The organism is Streptomyces sp. NPDC079020 (assembly GCF_044542225.1).
Lineage (GTDB): Bacteria > Actinomycetota > Actinomycetes > Streptomycetales > Streptomycetaceae > Streptomyces.
Window position 1 is genome coordinate 171,201 of sequence record NZ_JBITUB010000008.1, and the last position, 19,272, is coordinate 190,472.

A 19,272-nucleotide genomic window follows, 5' to 3' on the forward strand; every position below is an offset into this window, starting at 1 on the left:
CATGTCCACCGCACGCGAGTCCGTTCTCGATCTCCGCATCGACGAGGTCCCTGACCCGGAAGAGTTCATCGAGGCGGTCATGGACTGGCATTTCAGCCCGGCCACCGGGTCTCCGTTCTGGCTGGAACGGGCCAAGAGCCTCGACTTCGATCCGCGACAGGACGTGCGCACCTTCGAGGACCTGGCTCTCTTCCCCAACGTGACCGACACACTCCGTGATGTCCGCGTGGGAGACCTCATACCCCAGGGCTACGGGGACCGTCCGGAGATCGTGGGGTTCTACGAGAGCGGCGGGACCACCGGTGCCCCCAAGCGCGTACCGCTGCTCACGGACTGGGTCGAGCGGATCGTGGCCTGGACCGCGCGCAACATGGACCTGCGGGGAGACCCCCGGGGCGTCGACTGGCTGGCGCTCGTTCCCACCGGACCGCACATGTTCGGGGAACTGATCCGTCGTCAGGCCCGGTTGCGGGGCGGGACCGCCTTCACCGTCGACATGGACCCGCGCTGGGTGAGGAAGTGCCTCGCCGCAGGCCGCGCCGACGAGGCGGCACGCTACGCCGAACACCTGCTGGAACAGGCCGCGTTCGTCCTGGAGACGCAGGAGATAGGCGTCCTGGCGGCGACTCCGCCGCTGCTGGAACGCATGGCACGCGACGACCGCCTCGTGACGCTGATAAACGAGAAGGTCAAGACGATCATGTGGAGCGGCGTCCACATGGACCGCGACACCCGCCACCTCCTGCGCACCGAAGTGTTCCCCGGCATCGGGATCCACGGTGGCTACGGCAGTACGACCATCCTGGGCGGCGTGGACGAACGGGCCGGGCTGCCCGACGACTCACCCTGTGTCGTCGATGCCTACAGCCCGTACATCACCTTCGCCGTCGTGGACCCCGGGACCGGTCGCCCGGTCGAGTACGGGGAGCGCGGGCAGGTGCTGCTGCATCACCTCAGCAAGAGCATGCTGCTGCCCCACAACCTGGAGCGCGACTTCGCGACCCGCGTCCCGCAGCCCAGCGGCCGGGCCGGCGACTCGTTGTCCGACATCGCCCCGGCTGCCGTCTTCGACGACCGGACCGTGATTGAGGGGGTGTACTGATGTCCGACGTCCTGGAACTGGACGTCCTCGGCCCCGGCGGACGCTACCGCGCCCACCGGCGCACCCCCGTCACCGAGGTGACGGGGGTGCGGGTGGCGGAACTGAGTCTGGCTCCGGGCATCCTCGTCCACCGCGCGCTCGGCGCGCTCCGCGCGGCGGGCGCCCCGTCGCCCTCGCGCAGGGCCGAGGCCCTGCGCGAGGCGGGGCAGCGGTTCGCCGACGAGGTGGTCGCCGGGCTGTCGCCGGAGGCGTACGCGACACGCGTGAGCCGGGTGTCCGGGCTGCCGATCAGTACGGTCAGGTCGGCAGCCCGCGCCCTCGCCCTGGCCGCCGGGCTCGCGCACCGCACGGCGTACGCGGGCAGACCGCACGCGGCGGCGGAGCACTGGAAGGACCCGCTGCCCGGCGGGCGCGGGGCGCTCTGGATCCGCAGGGGCGAGGTGCTCTGCGTGAACGCGCCGGGCAACCACCCAGCCGTGCACGCGGGCTGGCTGGAGGCGCTGGCGCTGGGTTACCGGGTGGCAGTGCGGCCCTCGCGCCGTGAACCCCTGACGCCCCACCGGCTCGTCACCGCCCTGCGTGACGCCGGGTTCCGGGACGACGAGGTCATGCTCCTCCCCACCGAGCACGCGGTGGCCGACGACCTCGTACGAGGCGGCGACCTCGCACTCGTCTACGGCGGTGACGACGCCGTGCGGCGGCACCGCGGCGACCCGCGGGTACTGACACAGGGGCCCGGCAGGTCCAAGATCCTGCTGCACGGCGACAGTTGGCGGACCGCCCTGGACACCGTCGTCGACTCGGTAGCCGCCGAGGGCGGAGCCGCGTGCGTCAACACCACCGCCGTGTTCGTCGACGGCGACCCCGCCCCGGTGGCCGAGGCCCTCGCCGAGCGGCTGTCGTCCCTCCGCGGTCTGCCGCCGGAGGACGAGAAGGCGCGGCTCCCCGTGTACCCGACGGCGACGGCCCGCGCTCTGGAGGCGAGGTTCACGACAAGCCTGCGGGACGCCCGCCCCTGGCTCGGAGGCCAGGGCATCGTCGAGGAACTGGGCGACGGCAGTGCGGCACTGCGGCCCTCAGTGGTCCAGGTGTCTCACGCGCACGCCCCGCAGACCGCCGTGGAACTGCCGTACCCCTGCGTGTGGGTGGCGCCGTGGTCGGCGAAGGACGGGACCGGGCCGCTGAGAAACACGCTCGTACTGACCGCGGTCGACTGCCCGGACCCCCTGCTGGACCGACTGGCCGCCGAACCCACCATCAGCAACATCTACCTGGGGCGCCACCCCACGCATCACCAAGAGCCCGGAATCCCGCACGATGGATATCTGACGGATTTCCTGATGCGCGGAAAAGGAATTATCCAGGGATGAACCGCCGTCCACCATCGCGATTCACGCAGGGCTGCTTCCCCTAAAGGGCCGAAGCATATTCAGGGCTGAACACCGAAACGGATTGGCGGAGCGCATGGAAGCACAGAGCATTTTCGATGCCCACGCACATCTTGCCCCGGGGCCAGATTCGACGGAGCGCATTATTGCCACGATGGACAGGAACGGCATCAGCCGGACGGTGGTCGTCGCCGGCGCCGCTATATCTCCGGATGAACTCTCGCAGCAGATAATCGAAGGGGGGTACATCGAGAAGGATGCCGACAATGAAGCCGTCCTTGACGGCTGCAATCGGGCGGGCGGGCGACTGGTGCCCTTCTTCTTCGCCAATCCTCACCGGAATCCGGACACGTACCGTTCCTGCGGATCAGAGTACCGGGGACTCAAACTCGCCCCCGGAGTACATGGCGTGCCCCTGGAGGACGAACGCACCCAGGAACTGGTGCGCACGGCAGCTGAATTGGGGCACAACGTCTATCTGCACTGCTTGCAGCGCCCGGGTTTCGGAGTGCGGGATCTGGTCGGGCTCGCGCGCCGATTCAGGCCGGTGACCTTCGTCCTGGGACATGCCGGAGTGGGCGACCTCGACCTGTACGGAATAGATCTCGTCGCGGACAGCGAGAACATCGTGTTCGAGACGTCCGGGGGATACACCAGTGTGGTCCGGGCCGCGATCGAACGTCTGGGCCCGGAAAGGGTCCTGTTCGGCAGCGAATACCCGCTCCAGGCCCCGGAAGTGGAACTCGCGAAGTTCCACGCGCTCGGTCTTCCGGCGGACCAGTGGCGGCTCATCGCCTGGGAAAACACTCTCCGTCTCATAGGAGAAGCGCCGTGACCACATCGCCCGCCAAGGTCCTCCCGCAACTCGACCTCCCGCAACTCGGCCAGTGGCGCGACCGGGCGGACCTCCTGCGACTCCAGGAGGACCGCCTGCCCGACGCGATGGCGTGGGCCGCCCGCTCCCCGTACTACCGTGAACCGTTCGGCGATCCCACCCGGGTGAAGACCGTCGGCGACCTCGACGCATTACCCGTGATCACCAAGCGGGACCTGCGCAAGGCGTACCCCTTCGCCCTGCTGGCCGTCGAGCGCGAGCGCCTCGCGACCTACCACGAGTCCAGTGGCACCTCGGGCAGGCCGACATCGTCGTTCTTCACGCCCGGGGACTGGCTCGACGTGGTCGACCGCTTCACCAGGAGCGCGATCGCCATCGCCCCGGAAGACACCATGCTGGTCCGCACGCCTTACGCGATGCTGCCCACCGGCCACCAGGCCCACCAAGGCGCGTTGTACAAGGGCGCCACCGTCGTCCCCGCCGACAACCGCTCCCTGGTCGTCACCCACTCCCGCGTCGTACAGCTCCTGCACGACCTCGATATCACCCTCGCCTGGTGCATGCCCACGGAGTGCCTGTTGTGGGCGGCGGCCGCCCGCGCGGCAGGCCTCAGGCCGGACCGGGACTTCCCCGCGCTGCGCGGCCTGATGGCGGTGGGCGAACCGCTCAGCCCCGCCCGGCGCGACCTCATCCAGCGCGTTTGGGGCGGCGTCCCGGTGGTCCAGGACTACGGCTCGACCGAGACCGGCAGCTTGGCCGGCGAGTGCTCCCAGGGACGCCTGCACTTGTGGGCCGACCGCTTCATCCCGCAGGTGTACGACCCGCAGACCGGCCGCAGCAGCCTCACCGGCACCGGTGAGCTCACCGTCACCACCCTCTATCGGGAGGCGATGCCGCTGCTGCGGTACAACATCGAGGACCAGGTGCGGATCTCCGACGAGGACTGCGCCTGCGGCTGGCGGCTTCCGGTGCTGGAAGTGCTCGGACGGGACGCAACGAGCTGCGTCGTCGGTGGCACCCACGTCACCCAGTCCCGGCTGGAGGAGCTGGTGTTCGGCCGGCTCAAGGACTACGGCGTCATGTTCTGGCGGGCCAGGGCCCGCGAGGACCACCTGGAGATCGAGTTCGAAGTCGCCGACCGGGACCGCGAGGCCGCCGCCGAGCTGACCGCCGCGGTGCGCGAAGAGCTCGGCGTGGCGAACCGGACGACCGGCGTCGCCCCCGGCTCCCTGGTCCCGCTGGAGGCGCTCACCAGGACGCACGACTTCGTCAAGCCTCGGAACCTCTTCGCTGCCGACGAGGACTGGGGCCGGGCGGTGAGTTACTGGTGAGCAGGCTCGGTCCGGCGCCCATGGCCGTCGACGCCGAACAGCTGAGGGCCTGCATGCGGCTCTTCCCTACCGGCGTCGCTCTCCTCACGGCGGGCAGGGGCGAGTCCGCGATCGGTATGTCGGTCAACTCCGTCATCAGCGTTTCGCTGTCCCCGCCCCTGGTCCTCGTGTCGGTGCACCACGCGGCGCGGGTCAATCGCCAGCTGCTCGAACACGGCGTCTTCGCCCTGAGTTTCCTGGCGGCCGGACACACTGCCCTGACGCACACCTTCGCCGCCGCCGACCGCCCGGCCGGCGCCCTGGCGGTGAGCCTGCTCGGCGGGGTGTTCGAGGACAGCGGAGTCCCCTTCCTCGCCGACGCGTCGGCGACGATCGAATGCGTGCTCCACAGCACCCTGCCCATCGAGGACCACGTGCTGGTGATCGGTCAGGTCACCAGCGCCGCGCTCAACCCGGTCGGCTCGCTGCCCCAGGTCTCGTATCAGGGCGCACTGACCACCGTCCGTCCGGCCGAGAGAACGGAGTGCGCAGATGGGTGACGAGACGATGAGGGCCGACTGCTGCATCGTCGGAGCCGGCCCGGCGGGACTGGTCCTGGCCCTGCTCCTCGCCAGACGGGGACAGAGAGTGACCGTCGTCGACCGGCGGCAACACCTCGCCGAGGGAGGGCCGTCCCACGCCCCGTTCCTTTCGCCGCCCTCCCTCGATCTGCTCGGGCATATGGGCCTGCTCGACACGCTGGAGCCGTACGGCCAGCCGCTGCGACAGATCTGGGAGTACGACCCCCGGGGCGGTCGCACCACCCTGGACTACGCGTCGGTCCCCGGCTGCACCCGTCCGTACGCGCTCAGCCTCCCGTTGAGGGCGCTGGCGGCGGCGCTGGAGGAGGCGCTCCTGAAGGAGCCGACCGCCAGGATCATGACCGGCACGTCCGTGCGCGGGCTCACCGGCGAAGCCGACACCGGGTACGGTCTCGACCTGCTGCGGAACGACGTCCCCGTACGGGTGTTGAGCCGCTACGTGATCGGCAGCGACGGAAAGTTCTCCGCACTGCGTGAGATGGCCGGCATCGGTACGCAGGTGTTCGCCTTCGACCGTCCGGCGGTGATGGTCGAACTCCCTTTGCCCGTGGGGGCCCCGGAGCGGATCACCGCGTACCGCGACGTGCATGGCGCCCTCGTGGCGACGATGCCGGTCGCAGAGGGCAAGCTGACGGTCCTGTGGGCCGCCGATCCCGACGCGTACGCACAGATCAAGGAGTCGGGCGTCGGCGCGCTCCGCCGGCGGTTGGCCCGCGCGGTACCCGCCCTGACCACGCCTCTCACCGCTCACCTGTCCTCATGGGACCAGGTCATGGAAGTACGGCACCATGTGGTCCGGCCTGAACGCTGGTACCGGGGCAACCTCGGGCTCCTGGGGGACAGCGCCCACGGCGTGCACTCATTCGGGGCGCAGGGGCTCAACCTGGCGCTGGCAGACGCCGTCGTCCTGGCCGACCTCCTCAACAGCACCGCGAAGAACCCGACTGCGGATCCGCTCGCGGCGTACGAGGCGATCCGGAGGCCGTACGTGGAGCACTTCCAGGAGCTCCAGACACAACTGGGGGTCCTGTCGTCGAACCCCCGACAGCCGGTGCGCGACACGGGAATGTACGCGGCGATCGCCGAGGTGATGACTCTCGGTCAGCCGGAAGTGACACCTCTGCATGCGCTCGTCACCACCACACCCCAGACCACCACCCGGTAACGACCTTCACCTGCGCCTAGAGGGAACGTGGAGATGCGCATGACGTACATATTCGGCACACACAGGTCGGCGGTGCAGCGACTGCGCCTCTACCTCGATCCCCGACTCGGAGCGGGCAACTTCTTCTGGCACACCTGGGCGGTCGCGTCCGACCGCGACCGGCCGATCGTCTTCCGCTACGGTGCCGGGGGCTCCGACGGGAACGGTGCGGGTGGCAAGGTGCCGGGGCTGTCCCTGAACGACATGCGGATCAGAATCATCCGCTACGCCAACTGGTACCGCACCCAGGGCGTCGCGCCCCACACCCACGTGGGCGTCTACACGCGCGATGGGCTGGAGAACCTGCTGCACTACATCGCCGTGACCAGCCTCGGAGCGGTGCCCGTACACGCCAATCCCCGGATGCCCGCGGACGTGGCGGCCGACTACTTCACGCGCACCAGGATCGCGGTGCTGGTGGGCGACCGTGACCTGGTGGACGCATGCGCGGCCGTGTGGAAGGAGGCCTCGGCCGGGCAGCAGCCGGAGTCGGTCACCGCGGAGGACGTCGCGGTGCTGCGCGAGTCCGCTCCCAAGCCGCCCCGACCGATGCCCCGGTTCCCCTACCGCCACGCCGACGACAACCTGGTGCTGATCTCCCATTCGTCCGGGACGACCGGCCGCCCCAAGGCGCCGATGTTCCTGCACCGTTCGTTCTTCGCCGGGAGGTGGGAGCGGCTCTGGGCCTTTCCCTCGCTGCGCGCCGACCGGCTGCTCTCGGCGCTTCCTGCCAGCCACTCCGCGGGCCTCGCCCACCTCAGCATGGCGATCACTCTCGGACTGCCCACGATGATCCTCGACGACATCTCCGGCGGGGCTGTGGTGGGGGCGATCAACGCGTTCCGTCCGACGATGGTGCTCGGGTTCCCGATCGCCCTAGCCGGCATCCCGACCGTCGACATCACGCCCGAGGCTGCCCAGGCCCTGCACACCTGGTCCGGCATGGGAGACGCCTCGCACGAACACCACATCCGCGCCCTGACCGAGGTGGGCGCGGGCCCGGCCGGAGGCTCCGCCTACCGGGACGGACTCGGCTCGTCCGAGATGGGCATGGTGCTCTTCACTCAGGTCCACACCCATCAGACGCGTTTCGCGGAACGCTGTGTGGGACTACCTACCAGCGTCGTCAAACATGCAGCGGTCTTCGGGGACGACGGCAGGGAGCTTCCCCCGGGGCAGGCCGGCCGGCTCGGCGTGCGCGCACCCAGCATCACGCCCGGGTACTGGGACGACCCGGACCTGACGGAACGCTCCCTGCTCGACGGCCACTTCCTGACGGGCGACATCGTCCGGTACGACGCCGAGGGCCTCTGGTACCACCTGGACCGCGAACCCGATGTGATCCACTCTGCGGACGGGCCCCTCTACAGTCTGCCGATCGAGGAAGTGGTACTGCTGGAGACGGGCGCGCTGGACTGCGCCGTCTTCGCGGTCGAGGACCCGGACCACCCGTCGGCGACGTGCCCGGCCGCCGTCCTGCTTCCCGACGGCGTGTTCACGGAAGGCCCCCAGGAACTCCTGGAGCGATGCAACGCGGCGCTGCGGAGCAGAGAACTGCCGACCCTGCGGGCACTGGTCGTCGCCGCCGACCGGGACGGACTCCCGGTCGGCCCGACCGGCAAGGTGCTCAAGCGCAGGCTTCGGGAACACCACAGGCAACTCCTCACCGATGGCGCCCCCGCGGGCGCCGTGGCTCCCGCCGAGCCGGTCCGCAACCGGGACGGGAGCAGCGCGTGACCCCCCTGCAAGCTCCCCACGAGAAGAACCTGACGACAGATCATCGGGCAGCGCGCGAGGTCATCGACATCGCGACCGGGACCTGGCGGGCCCAAGCCCTGTATGCGGCCGCCGCACTGCGGATCCCGGACCACGTCGCCGACGGCGCGGCCACCTCCGAGGCGCTGGCGGCCCGGACCGGCGTGGGCGAGGACGGGGTCCGCCGGCTGATGCGCCTGCTGGCGACCCTGGGGGTGTTCGAGGGCGCGGAGCGGAGCGGATACCGCCTGAACGCGGTGAGCGAGCTGCTCCGCAGCGACGTACCCGGGTCGATGCGCGACATGTGCCTCATTTACGGCGAGGAGTTCCACCAGGCCTGGGGGGCGGTGCTGCCCGCACTGCGCAAGGGCTCTACCGGGTTCGAGGCGGCGTTCGGAAGTACGCTGGGGGACTTCCTGAGGGACACCCCCGGTGCCGGTCCGAAGTTCCAGCGCGCCATGAGCGTGGGCAGTGCCCCCTTCGCCGACGTCTCCCGGGCGATCGACTTCTCGCGGTTCGGGACGGTGGTCGATGTGGGCGGGGGCAATGGCACCTTCCTCTCGATGGTGCTACGGGAGAACCCCGGACTGCGCGGGGTGCTCTTCGACCTGCCCCACATCGCACCGCTCGCGCGCGAACACCTTGACAGCGCCGTGGCACCGGAGCGCTACCTGATCCGTTCGGGCGACGTCTTCGAGGCGGTGCCGTCCGGCGGCGACGCCTACCTGCTCTCCCGCATTCTCCAGGACTGGGACGACGGCGAATGCGTGAGGCTGCTCGCCAACTGCCGTCGTGCAATGGCGGGTTCGGGTCGTCTGTTCATCCTGGAAAGGGTCATCGAGGAAGCCGGAACGGACCCCCCGGCGGACGTCCTGCCTGTGCTGTGGGACGTCCACCTCATGCTGATCGCCGGAGGGCGGGAGCGGACCCTGCCCGAGTACCGTTCCCTCCTGGACCGCGCGGGTCTACGTCTGGAATCGGTGGAGTCCCTGCCCCTGGAGACGAGCCTGATCGTCGCTTCCGCGATCTGACAGCACGCGGTCCGGACCGCCGATGTGGACCGCGAACGGAAGGAATGCGTCGTGCAATTGAGTGGTAAGCGTGTCGTCGTGCTGGGCGGCACCTCAGGAATCGGTCTCGCGACCGCGGCGGCGGCCGCGGAGCGTGGGGCTTCTGTGGTCGTCGCGTCGAGTTCGGTCAAGAACGTCGAAGCCGCCCTCAGAACCCTGCCGGACGGTGCGGAGGGACACGAGGTCGACGCGCGCGACGAGCAGGGCCTGCGGGCCTTTTTCGATGAGGTGGGGGCCTTCCACCATCTGGTGTTCACCGCCGGCGGCCGTCTCCTCTTCGGGCGACTCGCGGACCTCGGACTCTCCGACGCGAAGGAGGCGTTCGGGGTGCGGTTCTGGGGGGCCTGGCTCGCCGCCAAGTACGCGCGGGACCACTTGCTGCCCGATGGTTCGATCACCCTCAGTTCCGGTATCGCGGGCGCGCGCCCGCAGCAGGGCGGAAGCGTGGTGGCCCCGGTCTGCGGCGCCGTGGAGGCCCTCACCCGGGCCCTGGCCGTCGAGCTGGCCCCGGTACGGGTCAACACCGTGGCCGCGGGGATGGTCCGCACACCGCTGTGGGACAGTCTCCCGGCCGCCGTCCAGGACGACGCATTCGCGCGGGCGCGGCAGCGACTGCCCTCGCGGACCACGGGCGAGGCCTCCGACATCGCCGAGGCCCATCTCCACCTCATGCAGGCCCGGTTCACCACGGGCACGGTCATCACGATCGACGGAGGCGCGGTCCTCATCTGACCGGGCGGCCCGGAACGCAGCCCGCACCCCGAGGAGTTCCGGTACACCGCGTTCAGCCCTTGAGTCGTGTTGACGTGGACACGAAAGACATCTGCGGCGTCCGGAGGCACTCTTCTTCGCCGGGGAGCTGAGAAGGATCACAGCGTCCGGGTGCCGGCGGAAACGCTCCTCCACCACCGTCGCCAGTTCCTCGGCAGCCGGACATCCCACGCCCAACCGGCCCATCGATGCGCTCAGCCGATGCCTCACGGCATCCCTCGGCAGCTTGCGGCCGGTGGGCGTAGTCACCGCGGTGAGGGAACTTCCCCCACCGCGAAGGGGGGTGGCTCCCCCATGTTCCGCCCGCACGAGACCACCCGGAAAGGTAGACCCCTCCATGCCGCCCAAGACATGGTTCATCACAGGCTCCTCCCGAGGCTTCGGCCGCATCTGGGCGGAGGCGGCACTCCGGCGCGGCGACCGAGTCGCCGCCACCGCCCGGAACCCCGCTTCTCTCGGCGACCTGGTTGACACGTACGGCGAGGCGGTGCTCGCCCTCGGCCTCGACGTGACCGACAGGCAAGCGGCTGTCGCCGCCGTCGACCGGGCCCACCGGCACTTCGGCAGGCTGGACGTCGTCATCAACAATGCCGGATACGGACTGTTCGGCGCCTTGGAGGAAACCACCGAGGAGCAGGCCAGGGCACAGCTGGAGACCAATGTCTTCGGCGCCCTGTGGGTGACCCAGGCGGCACTGCCCCGCCTGCGCGCGCAGGGTGGCGGCCACATCGTCCAGACCTCCAGCATGGGCGGAGTCGTCACTCTGCCGAACCTCTCCCTCTACCACGCCTCCAAGTGGGCCCTGGAGGGCCTCACCGAATCAATGGCCCACGAGGTCGCCGAGTTCGGCATCCGCGTCACGCTGGTGGAGCCGGGCGGCTATGCCACCGACTGGAGCGGGGACTCCGCCGTACGGACGGACCCGCTACCGGCGTACGACGGTATGCGCGAGCGGACCGCGAAGGTATGGGACTCCATCCCGGCGGCCGACCCCTTGGCCACGGGAGCGGCCATCCTGCGCCTCGTCGATGCCGAGAACCCGCCCCTGCGCGTCTTCTTCGGCACGCAGCCCCTGGAGGTCGCCAAGGATCAGTACGCCCGGCGCCTGGCCACCTGGGAACAGTGGAGCGACCTCTCGCGCATCGCTCAGGGCGACTGAACAGAGCCGGCCCCGCACACGTCGGCATCCTCAACACCGCGTAAATGCGGGATGGTTCCCACAGACGAACATGAGTGAGACTCGAAGAATCGACCCGAAAACGCAGGAAGGATGCGAAGAAATGCGCAACCATCGAACTTCTGCCGCTCTCATGAGAATATGCCGACTCCATCGCCACGGTGACGACCGACTGTTCGTCGTGCCGCTGGACCACTCGGTGGCCGACGGGCCCATACTGCCGGGAAATCAGTTGGATCCGCTCATAGGAACGCTGTCGGAAAATGGCGTCGACGCGGTCGTCCTGCATAAGGGGCGGCTGCCGTTCGTCGACCCCCGCCGCTTTGCCCGCATCGGGCTCATCGTCCATCTGAGTGCCAGCACAATGCACGCGCGGGACCCCGACGCCAAGTACTTGGTGGCGAGCGTGGAGACCGCGGTCCGGCTGGCCGCCGACGCGGTGAGCGTTCACGTGAACCTGGGCTCCGACGAGGAGAGCACGCAGATCGCGGACCTGGGGGCGGTCGCCGACGCCTGCGCCGCCTGGAGCATCCCGCTCCTGGCCATGATGTATCCGCGAGGCCCGCGCATCTCCGATCCGCGAGACCCCGCCCTGCTGGCGCACGCCGCATCCCTCGCCACCGACCTGGGCGCCGACATCGTCAAACTCCCCTGGGCGCACAACGCGCAGGAGATGAGCGACGTGGTACGCCAGAGCGCCATCCCGGTGATCACGGCCGGCGGCCCCGCCGAGCAGGACCCCTCCGCCATGCTGGCCAACGTCTCGCGGATGCTGGAGGGCGGGACCGCGGGCGTGGCCATGGGCCGGAACATTTTCCAGGCCCCCGACCCCGGAAAGGCCGCCCGCCGCGTGGCCGAAGTGGTCCACCCGTCCCTCGGGTTCGAGACGGAATTCAACACCGTTCGACCGGCGCTCATGACCCAGAGCTGACGCCGCAGCACCGAGTGAATTCTGCGACGGCGACATCGTCGGCCGCTCGCATATCGCGGACGGAGGTCGTAACGGAATGCCTGAGAGGTTCCCCGCACCAGAATGGCGGGAAAGAAAGGGTGAGACCGGCGAAAGGCGGCCCTTCGAAATCGGCGTCGTCGGCGCGGGGCCCCGCGGGCTGTCCGTAGTGGAACGGCTGTGCGCCAACGAGCGGGCCATGCGGTCCCATTCCGAGGTGGTAGTGCACCTGGTGGATCCCTATCTCCCCGGAGCGGGGCGGGTGTGGCGCACCGACCAGTCCCGGCTGCTGTTGATGAACACCGTCGCCTCGCAGATCACCGTCTTCACCGACCACAGCGTGGACATCGAGGGACCGACCGAACCGGGTCCCAGCCTCTACGAGTGGGCCCGGACGCTGGCGCTGCTCGGCGAGTTCGACGGGTACACCGCGGAGGACCTGGCCGAGGCCCGCGGCCTGGGCCCCGACGACTACCCCACACGGGTGCTCTACGGCCACTACCTGCGGGCCTGCTACGACCGTATCGTGGCAGGAGCACCCGGCCACGTCCGGGTTCACCGGCACCCGACCCGGGCCGTCGCCATGGACGACGCCTACGGGGTCCCCTTCGGACGGCAGGCGCTCCGCCTCGAACACGGTGACCGCCTTGTGCACCTGGACGCGGTGGTGCTGGCCCAGGGCCATCTGGCCGCACGCCTGACGGCGCAACAGGCCAGGACCGCCGGGCTCGCCCGTATCCACGGCCTCGCCTACCTCACCCCGGGCAACCCCGCCGACGCGAACATCGACGTGGTGGAGCCGGGCCGCCCGGTCCTGCTGCGTGGTCTGGGGCTGAACTTCTTCGATTACATGGCACTGCTCTCCGAAGGGCGTGGCGGCCGCTACGAGGACCGTGCCGGCAAGCTGGTCTACATCGCCTCCGGCAAGGAGCCGACGATGTACGCCTTCTCCCGGCGCGGTGTCCCCTACCACGCGCGCGGCCGGAACCAGAAGGGCAGCGCGGGCCGCTACCACGCGCGGCTGCTCACCCCGGAAGCGATCCGGCGGATGCGCGAGGAGGCCCCGACCGGACTGCGGTTCTCCGTCGGCCTGTGGCCGCTGATCGCCAGAGAGGTCGAAAGCGTCTACTACGCCGCTGTCCTGGAACACCGCGGGCAGGGCGCGGAGAAAGACGCCTTCACCGACCGCTACCTCACTGTCCACGCGTCTGAGGCCTCGGCCCTGCTGGACACGTACGACATCGCCCCCATCGAGCGCTGGAACTGGGAACGTCTGCAAAACCCCTGCACAGAGAGCACCTTCGCCGACCGTGCCGAGTTCCGCGCATGGCTGCTGGACCACTTGGCGCGCGATGCGCGGGAGGCCGAGGCGGGCAATGTGGACGGACCGCTCAAGGCGGCTCTCGACGTACTGCGCGACCTGCGCAACGAAGTGCGGCTGGCTGTCGACCACAACGGACTTCGGGCGGACTCGCACCGGGACGAACTGGAGGGCTGGTACTCCCCGCTCAACGCCTACCTGTCCATCGGCCCGCCCGTGTCCCGCATCCGGGAGCTGATCGCCCTGATCGAGGCCGGAGTCGTTGACGTCCTCGGCCCCGGCACGGAAGTGCGCTTCGACGCCGCGGCCCCGGGCTTCGTCGCCGTTTCCGACACGGTGCCGGGCGAACCGGTGCGCTCGACGACCCTGATCGAGGCCCGGCTGCCCGAGCCCGACGTGCGCAGGAGCGCGGACCCGCTGCTCGCGCACCTCCTCAACAGCGACCAGGCGGCGCCGTACCGTGTCACGGGCGAGAGGGACAAAGCCTACGAGACGGGCGGACTGGCCGTCACCGAGCGGCCCTGCCGCCTCGTCGACGCCCATGGGAAAGTCCACCCCCGGCGGTTCGCCTACGGGGTGCCGACCGAGTCGGTCCACTGGGCAACTGCCGCAGGCACCCGCCCCGGCGTCGACTCGGCCACCCTGGGAGATTCCGACGCGGTCGCGCGGGCGGTGCTCGCCCTGTGCCCTGCCGCGGCGCAGGCACCCACCGAGTGGTCGCCCGCAGCCACCGCTCTCGCACTGGGGGTGATCGTATGACCGGGGAACCCGACCTCCTCGACGCGGGCCTGCTGTCCCCGGTGCGAGCCGGAACCCCTGTGGAAGCCGTGGTGTCCGACGCCGCCTGGCTACGGGCCATGATCGACGCGGAGGTCGCTCTGGTCCGTGCCCAGGCACGGCTGGGCACGGTGCCCCGCGACGCCGCCGACGTCATCGCGGAAGTCGCGGGGGGCAATTGTGTGGACCTGCGTACCGTCGCACGCGCCGCCCGTGAGAATGCCAACCCTGTCGTCGCGCTGGTCGGCGAGCTCACGCGTGCCGTTGCTGCCCGCGATCCCGCCGCCGCCGCGTACGTGCACCGGGGGTCGACCAGTCAGGACATCTTCGACACGGGTGCGATGCTCATCGCCCGGCGGGCCATCTCGATGATGGGCGAGGACCTGCTGGTTGCCGCGGACTCGTTGCACACCCTGGCCGAGCGGCACCGGGACACCCTGATGGCAGGGCGCACTCTCGCTCTGCACGCGGTGCCCATCACCTTCGGGCTCAAAGCCGCAGGTTGGCGACGGCTGGTCCTGGACGCCCATCACCGTGTGGTGAGGGTGCTCGCCGACGGCCTGCCGGTGTCGCTGGGCGGTGCTGCGGGGACCATGGCGGGATACCTGGAGTACGCCGCAGCAGGCGGGGCCGCCCACGCCAGAGGCGAGCCGGCCGAGTACGCCGAAGGCCTTGAGCGTGCGTTCGCTCAGGAGACCGGACTGGCGCGTCAGGCCCACCCCTGGCATGCGCTGCGCACCCCGGTCGCCGACCTGGCGGCGGTCCTCGGCTTTACCGCCGGGGCCCTCGGCAAGATAGCCGTCGACGTGCTCACACTGTCCCGCACCGAGATCGGCGAAGTCCTGGAACCGGGCCCGCGTGGCCGGGGCGCGTCCTCCGCCATGCCCCACAAGCGCAACCCCGTCCTGGCGGCCATGATCCGCAGTGTCTCCCTCCAGGTGCCCGTCCTGGCGGCCGGGCTGACCCAATGCCTGACGGCGGACGACGAACGCTCGGGTGGCACCTGGCAGGCCGAGTGGAGCATGCTCCGTGAATGCCTGCGGCTCACCGGCGGGGCGACCCACAGCCTCATCGAACTGGCTGCGGGCCTGGAAGCGAAACCGGAACGGATGGCGGCCAACGCGCGGTCGGCATCGAGCGGGACGACCAGTGAGCGGCTCGTGGCGGCCCTGACCCCCTTGCTCGGTCGCACCCCGGCCTGGGAGCTCCTCACCGAAGGCTCGAGGGAGACGGCACGCACCGGACGACCGCTCTCGGCCATCCTGTCCACGGAGCTGAACGCCCTGCTGCCCCCCGGCGAAAGACCTTCGACGGCCGAGATCGAGGCGCTGTGCGACCCCGCCACATATCTGGGCGCTTCGCACTGGCTGGTCGACCGCGCATTGAGCGCCGGGGCCGGGGGCGCTGAACCGCGCGGCCGCGACCCGCACCGATCGCCCGACCTGTGACGGTGGGGGCGTGCGGCTGCACGGCGGAGGATTGAGGCAGACGAGGTCTCCCCCGCGGGACCCCGCCCCGGAAAAACGGAATGGGGCCCGGCCTCGCGGCCGGACCCCCCTCGCTTTCCCCTCCCGTCGGGCTTCCCGATCCCCCCGGACCCCTCCCCGGAAGTCCCGACGCCCTGTGTGACCCGGCAGGGTACGCAAAGGTTGCATCCCTTTGCGATCTCTTTACTCTGGGTCGACGACGCGCCTCTCAGCAGGCATGTTGCAGGTATCGGGCCGTCACTTCGGCGAGGACTTCGGCTCCGTCGCGGGCCCACAGGCCCTCGTTGAAGATCTCCACCTCGATGGGTCCGTCGAAGCTCGCCGCCTCGACCAGACGGCGCCAGGCGCGGAAGTCCACGCTGCCGTCGCCCAGTTGGCCACGGCCCACCAGAACGCCCGCCGGAAGCGGGGTGATCCAGTCCGCGAGCTGGAAGGAGTGGATCCGGCCGCCCCGCCCCGCCCGTGCGATCTGGGCGGGAGCCTGGTCGTCCCACCAGATGTGGTACGTGTCGACGACCACCCCGACCTGCTCGGCGGGGAAGCGTTCCGCGATGTCGAGCGCCTGCCCGAGCGTGGAGACCACGCAGCGGTCCGAGGCGAACATCGGGTGCAGCGGTTCGATCGCGAGGCGTACACCGCGCTCGGCCGCGTACGGGCCCAGCTCGGCCAGCGCGTCCGCGATGCGCTCACGGGCGCCGTGCAGGTCACGGCTGCCCGGCGGGAGGCCGCCGGAGACGAGGACCAGGGTGTCGGTGGACAGGGCCGCCGCCTCGTCGACCGCCGCCCGGTTGTCGTCCAGGGCGCGGGCCCGCTCGGCCGGGTCCAGGGCGGTGAAGAAGCCGCCCCGGCACAGGCTGGTCACGGAGATCCCCGCGTCCTTCAGCAGGCTCGCCGCGCGCTCGACCCCGTACTCCTGGACCGGGGCGCGCCACAGGCCGACCTTGTCGATGCCCGCCTTGACGCAGCCCTCCGTCAGCTCGGGCAGGGACCACTGCTTGATGGTCTCCTGGTTGAGGGAGAGGCGGGTGAGGTCGTTGCTCATCGGGAACCTCCGTGGACCGCGAGCAGGGCCCGCATCCGGGACGCGGCCAGCTCGGGGTCGGGGAACAGGCCCAGCCGGTCGGCCAGTTCGTACGCCTTCGCCAGGTGCGGCAGCGAGCGGGCGGACTGGAGGCCGCCGACCATCGTGAAGTGGTCCTGGTGGCCCGCGAGCCAGGCGAGGAAGACCACGCCCGTCTTGTAGAAGCGGGTGGGGGCCCGGAACAGGTGCCGGGCCAGTTCGACCGTGGGGTCGAGCAGATCCCGGAAGCCCTGGGTGTCGCCGGTGTCCAGCACGCGTACGGCGTGCGCCGCCAGCGGGCCGAGTGGGTCGAAGATGCCGAGCAGCGCGTGGCTGAAGCCGCGTTCGTCGCCGGCGATCAGCTCCGGGTAGTTGAAGTCGTCGCCGGTGTAGCAGCGGACTCCGCCCGGCAGGCGGCGGCGGACGTCGATCTCGCGTTCCGCGTCCAGCAGGGACATCTTGATGCCGTCCACCTTGTCCGGGTGTTCGGCGATGACCTTGAGGAACGTATCGGTCGCGGCGTCGAGATCCGCGCTGCCCCAGTAGCCGTCCAGCGCGGGGTCGAACATCGGGCCGAGCCAGTGCAGGACGACCGGTTCCGAGGCCTGGCGCAGCAGATGCGCGTACGTCTCCAGGTAGTCCTCGGGGCCCTTCGCCACCGCCGCGAGAGCGCGGGAGGCCATCAGGATGGCCTGGGCCCCGCTCTCCTCGACCAGGGCGAGCTGCTCCTCGTACGCCGCGCGCACCCCGGCGAGCGTGGCCGGGCCGGCCGGGAGCTGGTCGGTGCCGACTCCGCAGGCGATACGGCCGCCGACGGCCTTCGCCTCGGCGGCGGAGCGGCGGATCAGCTCGGCCGCGCCCGCCCAGTCCAGGCCCATGCCGCGCTGAGCGGTGTCCATCGCCTCGGCGACGCCCAGGCCGTGCGACCACAGGTGGCGGCGGAAAGCGAGGGTGGCGTCCCAGTCGACGGCCGCCGGGTCGTCCGCGCTGACGTCCGCGTAGGGATCGGCGACGACATGGGCGGCGGAGAAGACCGTACGGGAGGCGAGCGGGGCCTTGCCCGGGGCCAGGTCCAGCGGGGTGGCGCGGGGTTCGTAGGGACCCTGCGGGAGGTGGATGGTGCTCATGAGGTCAGCTCCGGGTGCGGAGGGCGGGTCATCGGCTCCGGGTACGGAAGGCCGGGCGTCGCCGTGCCGGCGCCCGCGTACCCGGCATCGGACGTCACAGCGTCAGCTCCGGGACGTCGAAGCGGCGGCCCTCCGCCGACGACTTGAGGCCCAGTTCGGCGAGCTGCACCCCGCGCGCGCCGGCCATCAGGTCCCAGGTGTACGGCTCGTCCAGCGCGACATGGCGCAGGAACAGCTCCCACTGGGCCTTGAAGCCGTTGTCGAAGACCGCGTTGTCGGGGACTTCCTGCCACTGGTCGCGGAACGACTCGGTGACCGGGAGGTCCGGGTTCCAGACCGGCTTGGGTGTGGCCGAGCGGTGCTGGACGCGGCAGTTGCGGAGTCCGGCGACGGCGGAGCCGTGCGTTCCGTCGACCTGGAACTCGACCAGTTCGTCGCGGTTGACCCGTACCGCCCAGGAGGAGTTGATCTGGGCCACGGCGCCGCCCGCCAGCTGGAAGATGCCGTACGCGGCGTCGTCGGCGGTCGCGGCGTAGGGCTTGCCCTGCTCGTCCCAGCGCTGCGGGAGGTGTGTCTGTACATGCGCCTGGACCGTGGTGACCTGGCCGAACAGCTCGTGGAGCACGTACTCCCAGTGCGGGAACATGTCGACGACGATGCCGCCGCCGTCCTCGGCGCGGTAGTTCCAGGACGGGCGCTGGGCCTCCTGCCAGTCGCCCTCGAACACCCAGTAGCCGAACTCGCCGCGCACGGAGAGGATCTCGCCGAAGAAGCCGCCGTCGATGAGGCGCTTCAGCTTCAGCAGGCCCGGCAGGAAGATCTTGTCCTGGACGACACCGTGCTTGATTCCGGCGTCACGGGCCAGCCGGGCCAGCTCCAGGGCACCCTCGACATCCGTGGCGGTGGGCTTCTCGGTGTAGATGTGCTTGCCCGCCGCGATGGCCTTCTTGATCGCGTCGACGCGCGCGGAGGTGACCTGGGCGTCGAAGTAGATGTCGATGGTGTCGTCGGCGAGCACCGCGTCCAGGTCCGTCGACCACTCGGTCAGACCGTGCTGTGCGGCGAGCTCCTCCAGCGCGTGGGCCCTCCGGCCGACGAGGACGGGCTCGGGCCACAGCACGTCGCCGTCACCGAGATCGAGGCCGCCCTGCTCGCGGATCGCGAGGATCGAGCGCACCAGGTGCTGCCGGTATCCCATGCGACCCGTGACGCCGTTCATGGCGATGCGCACTGTCCTGCGTGTCACGAAGTTCCCTCCATACAGCCGTAGCAAGCGCTTTCTATCGGAGATGACGCTAGCCTGCCGACAGCGGCCCGGACAAGAGGGGGCGCGCCCG

General features: G+C 70.3%; 16 protein-coding genes. 13 read left to right on the top strand and 3 right to left on the bottom strand.

The features are described from left to right. Position 1 precedes the first annotated feature (1 nt). From ACIGJO_RS18790 to ACIGJO_RS18850, 13 genes are all read left to right on the top strand, one after another. Entirely contained in the window at positions 2-1,102 is a 1,101-nt protein-coding gene (locus ACIGJO_RS18790) for a phenazine antibiotic biosynthesis protein (protein ID WP_399959292.1), read from the top strand. Beyond that, a complete protein-coding gene (locus tag ACIGJO_RS18795; protein WP_399959294.1) occupies positions 1,102-2,472 on the top strand; it encodes an aldehyde dehydrogenase family protein in 1,371 nt (456 codons plus the stop codon). Before ACIGJO_RS18790 ends, ACIGJO_RS18795 begins: the two co-directional genes overlap by 1 nt. A 94-nt stretch (positions 2,473-2,566) precedes the next feature. Beyond that, positions 2,567-3,325, top strand: a complete 759-nt coding sequence (locus ACIGJO_RS18800; RefSeq protein ID WP_399959296.1) for an amidohydrolase family protein — start codon at positions 2,567-2,569, stop codon at positions 3,323-3,325. Further along, positions 3,322-4,656, top strand: coding sequence for a phenylacetate--CoA ligase family protein (locus ACIGJO_RS18805; protein WP_399959298.1), 1,335 nt, complete (start codon positions 3,322-3,324; stop codon positions 4,654-4,656). The genes ACIGJO_RS18800 and ACIGJO_RS18805 overlap by 4 nt, the downstream gene beginning before the upstream one ends. Then, entirely contained in the window at positions 4,653-5,195 is a 543-nt protein-coding gene (locus ACIGJO_RS18810) for a flavin reductase family protein (protein ID WP_399959300.1), read from the top strand. Before ACIGJO_RS18805 ends, ACIGJO_RS18810 begins: the two co-directional genes overlap by 4 nt. Then, a complete protein-coding gene (locus ACIGJO_RS18815) occupies positions 5,188-6,402 on the top strand; it encodes an FAD-dependent oxidoreductase (protein ID WP_399959302.1) in 1,215 nt (404 codons plus the stop codon). Before ACIGJO_RS18810 ends, ACIGJO_RS18815 begins: the two co-directional genes overlap by 8 nt. Positions 6,403-6,441: 39 nt before the next feature. Then, complete coding sequence (locus ACIGJO_RS18820) at positions 6,442-8,178, top strand: class I adenylate-forming enzyme family protein (RefSeq protein ID WP_399959304.1); 1,737 nt, start codon at positions 6,442-6,444, stop codon at positions 8,176-8,178. Beyond that, on the top strand, positions 8,175-9,227 hold the full coding sequence (locus ACIGJO_RS18825) for a methyltransferase (protein ID WP_399959306.1): 1,053 nt from the start codon (positions 8,175-8,177) through the stop codon (positions 9,225-9,227). Before ACIGJO_RS18820 ends, ACIGJO_RS18825 begins: the two co-directional genes overlap by 4 nt. Positions 9,228-9,278: 51 nt before the next feature. After that, the gene (locus ACIGJO_RS18830; RefSeq protein WP_399959308.1) at positions 9,279-9,998 is read left to right on the top strand and encodes an SDR family oxidoreductase; all 720 of its coding nucleotides are present in this window, start codon (positions 9,279-9,281) and stop codon (positions 9,996-9,998) included. Between the two features lie 376 nt (positions 9,999-10,374). Beyond that, the gene (locus tag ACIGJO_RS18835; protein ID WP_399959310.1) at positions 10,375-11,196 is read left to right on the top strand and encodes an SDR family oxidoreductase; all 822 of its coding nucleotides are present in this window, start codon (positions 10,375-10,377) and stop codon (positions 11,194-11,196) included. 151 nt (positions 11,197-11,347) lie between these two features. Continuing rightward, a complete protein-coding gene (locus ACIGJO_RS18840; RefSeq protein WP_399959312.1) occupies positions 11,348-12,145 on the top strand; it encodes a 2-amino-3,7-dideoxy-D-threo-hept-6-ulosonate synthase in 798 nt (265 codons plus the stop codon). Between the two features lie 76 nt (positions 12,146-12,221). Continuing rightward, complete coding sequence (locus tag ACIGJO_RS18845) at positions 12,222-14,243, top strand: FAD/NAD(P)-binding protein (RefSeq protein ID WP_399959314.1); 2,022 nt, start codon at positions 12,222-12,224, stop codon at positions 14,241-14,243. Then, positions 14,240-15,709, top strand: coding sequence for a lyase family protein (locus ACIGJO_RS18850; RefSeq protein WP_399959316.1), 1,470 nt, complete (start codon positions 14,240-14,242; stop codon positions 15,707-15,709). The genes ACIGJO_RS18845 and ACIGJO_RS18850 overlap by 4 nt, the downstream gene beginning before the upstream one ends. 247 nt (positions 15,710-15,956) lie before the next feature. Here the strand turns inward: ACIGJO_RS18850 and ACIGJO_RS18855 are convergent, their stop codons facing one another. From ACIGJO_RS18855 to ACIGJO_RS18865, 3 genes are all read right to left on the bottom strand, one after another. Next, positions 15,957-16,790: a sugar phosphate isomerase/epimerase family protein gene (locus tag ACIGJO_RS18855; protein ID WP_399959318.1), complete on the bottom strand. Its 834-nt coding sequence runs from the start codon at positions 16,788-16,790 to the stop codon at positions 15,957-15,959. Continuing rightward, complete coding sequence (locus ACIGJO_RS18860) at positions 16,787-17,935, bottom strand: dihydrodipicolinate synthase family protein (RefSeq protein ID WP_399959320.1); 1,149 nt, start codon at positions 17,933-17,935, stop codon at positions 16,787-16,789. Before ACIGJO_RS18860 ends, ACIGJO_RS18855 begins: the two co-directional genes overlap by 4 nt. Before the next feature lie 94 nt (positions 17,936-18,029). Further along, the gene (locus ACIGJO_RS18865) at positions 18,030-19,181 is read right to left on the bottom strand and encodes a Gfo/Idh/MocA family protein (RefSeq protein WP_399959322.1); all 1,152 of its coding nucleotides are present in this window, start codon (positions 19,179-19,181) and stop codon (positions 18,030-18,032) included. Positions 19,182-19,272 lie beyond the last annotated feature (91 nt).